Consider the following 2,335-nt stretch of genomic DNA (forward strand, 5'->3'; position numbering starts at 1 on the left):
GGTAAGCAGAGTTTTTGAAATGTAAGGCCTTTGAATAAGACAAAAGGCTGCCTCATCGCTAACTTTGCAACAGTGCCCGCTCAGATCGACACCACGACTGCGTCCGGTCGCATGGTGTTCGGAATCTTCGCCACCTTGGCCGAGTTCGAGCGGGATCTGATCCGAGAGCGCACCATGGCGGGTCTCGCCTCCGCGAGAGCGCGCGGTCGCAAGGGCGGACGAAAATTCGCGCTCACCAAAGCTCAGGTGCGTCTCGCGCAAGCCGCCATGGCCCAGCGCGATACTTCAGTTTCCGATCTCTGCAAGGAACTCGGCATCGAGCGCGTCACTCTCTACCGATATGTCGGTCCCAAAGGCGAGCTCAGAGACCATGGAAAGCATGTTCTCGGACTTACGTAGCAACTCGTTTCTTTTCGCAGGTTGAGCCACCTCCGCGCTTCATCAGAAAACTGAAGGAACCTCCATTGAATCGAACTAATATTTTTTTTGGTGAATCGCATTCTGACTGGTTGCCTGTCAGAGGCGGAGAATCTGGTGATTTTGTTTTTCGACGTGGTGACGGGCATGCCTTCGCGAAAATCGCACCTGCTTCCCGCCGCGGTGAGCTCGCTGGAGAGCGTGACCGCCTCATTTGGCTCAAAGGTCGAGGTGTGGCTTGCCCCGAGGTGATCAACTGGCAGGAGGAACAGGAGGGTGCATGCTTGGTGATAACGGCAATTCCGGGAGTACCGGCGGCTGATCTGTCTGGAGCGGATTTGCTCAAAGCGTGGCCGTCAATGGGGCAGCAACTTGGCGCTGTTCACAGCCTATCGGTTGATCAATGTCCGTTTGAGCGCAGGCTGTCGCGAATGTTCGGACGCGCCGTTGATGTGGTGTCCCGCAATGCCGTCAATCCCGACTTCTTACCGGACGAGGACAAGAGTACGCCGCAGCTCGATCTTTTGGCTCGTGTCGAACGAGAGCTACCGGTGCGGCTCGACCAAGAGCGCACCGATATGGTTGTTTGCCATGGTGATCCCTGCATGCCGAACTTCATGGTGGACCCTAAAACTCTTCAATGCACGGGTCTGATCGACCTTGGGCGGCTCGGAACAGCAGATCGCTATGCCGATTTGGCACTCATGATTGCTAACGCCGAAGAGAACTGGGCAGCGCCAGATGAAGCAGAGCGCGCCTTCGCTGTCCTATTCAATGTATTGGGGATCGAAGCCCCCGACCGCGAACGCCTTGCCTTCTATCTGCGATTGGACCCTCTGACTTGGGGTTGATGTTCATGCCGCCTGTTTTTCCTGCTCATTGGCACGTTTCGCAACCTGTTCTCATTGCGGACACCTTTTCCAGCCTCGTTTGGAAAGTTTCATTGCCAGACGGGACTCCTGCAATCGTCAAGGGATTGAAACCTATAGAAGACATTGCTGATGAACTGCGCGGGGCCGACTATCTGGTATGGCGCAATGGGAGGGGAGCAGTCCGGTTGCTCGGTCGTGAGAACAATCTGATGTTGCTCGAATATGCCGGGGAGCGAATGCTCTCTCACATCGTTGCCGAGCACGGCGACTACCAGGCGACCGAAATTGCAGCGGAACTAATGGCGAAGCTGTATGCCGCATCTGAGGAACCCCTGCCTTCTGCCCTTCTCCCGATCCGGGATCGCTTTGCAGCTTTGTTTCAGCGGGCGCGCGATGATCAAAACGCAGGTTGTCAAACTGACTACGTCCACGCGGCGATTATAGCCGATCAAATGATGAGCAATGCCTCGGAACTGCGTGGGCTACATGGCGATCTGCATCATGAAAACATCATGTTCTCCAGTCGCGGCTGGCTGGTGATAGATCCCGTCGGTCTGGTCGGTGAAGTGGGCTTTGGCGCCGCCAATATGTTCTACGATCCGGCTGACAGAGACGACCTTTGTCTCGATCCTAGACGCATTGCACAGATGGCGGACGCATTCTCTCGTGCGCTGGACGTCGATCCGCGTCGCCTGCTCGACCAGGCGTACGCTTATGGGTGCCTTTCCGCAGCTTGGAACGCGGATGGAGAAGAGGAGCAACGCGATCTAGCTATCGCGGCCGCGATCAAGCAGGTGCGACAGACGTCATACTAGATATCAAGCGACTTCTCCTATCCCCTGGGAACACATCAATCTTACCGGAGAATATCGTTGGCCAAAGCCTTAGCGTAGGATTTCGCCCTCTCCCGCAAACGACCCCATCTTTGCGGCGATCGTGGCCGGATAGCCGTCTTCGACAATCAGCCGAGCTAACCGGAGACGGGCACGAGGAGTGAGAAGAGCGTTCGGATGGGTCATCAATTGGCCTCCGCCGCGGTCTTCGTA

Annotated in this window: 2 protein-coding genes and 2 pseudogenes; 3 read left to right on the forward strand and 1 reads right to left on the reverse strand. The window is 56.2% G+C overall.

Features of this window, described 5'->3' with window-relative positions:
* Nucleotides 1-78: 78 nt before the first annotated feature.
* From QP981_RS11075 to QP981_RS11085, 3 genes and pseudogenes are all read left to right on the forward strand, one after another.
* Nucleotides 79-399, forward strand: a pseudogene (locus QP981_RS11075) (recombinase family protein); the annotation flags it as partial.
* Between the two features lie 65 nt (nucleotides 400-464).
* A complete protein-coding gene (gene aph(3'')-Ib, locus QP981_RS11080) occupies nucleotides 465-1,268 on the forward strand; it encodes an aminoglycoside O-phosphotransferase APH(3'')-Ib (RefSeq protein WP_001082319.1) in 804 nt (267 codons plus the stop codon).
* Nucleotides 1,268-2,104 carry an aminoglycoside O-phosphotransferase APH(6)-Id gene (locus tag QP981_RS11085; RefSeq protein ID WP_000480968.1) on the forward strand — a complete coding sequence of 279 codons (837 nt, stop codon included), beginning with the start codon at nucleotides 1,268-1,270 and terminating at the stop codon, nucleotides 2,102-2,104. The genes aph(3'')-Ib and QP981_RS11085 overlap by 1 nt, the downstream gene beginning before the upstream one ends.
* A 105-nt stretch (nucleotides 2,105-2,209) precedes the next feature.
* Here the strand turns inward: QP981_RS11085 and QP981_RS11090 are convergent.
* Nucleotides 2,210-2,308 (reverse strand): annotated as a pseudogene (locus QP981_RS11090) (IS481 family transposase); the annotation flags it as partial.
* Between the last annotated feature and the right edge of the window lie 27 nt (nucleotides 2,309-2,335).

The sequence above is a fragment of the Corynebacterium sp. MSK047 genome, from assembly GCF_030232285.1.
Taxonomy (GTDB): domain Bacteria; phylum Actinomycetota; class Actinomycetes; order Mycobacteriales; family Mycobacteriaceae; genus Corynebacterium; species Corynebacterium jeikeium_D.

What these genes read in the sequence shown, in the direction of transcription:
- QP981_RS11085 (WP_000480968.1), top strand. Translation starts at nt 1,268, where the DNA reads ATGTTCATGCCGCCTGTTTTTCCTGCTCATTGGCACGTTTCGCAACCT.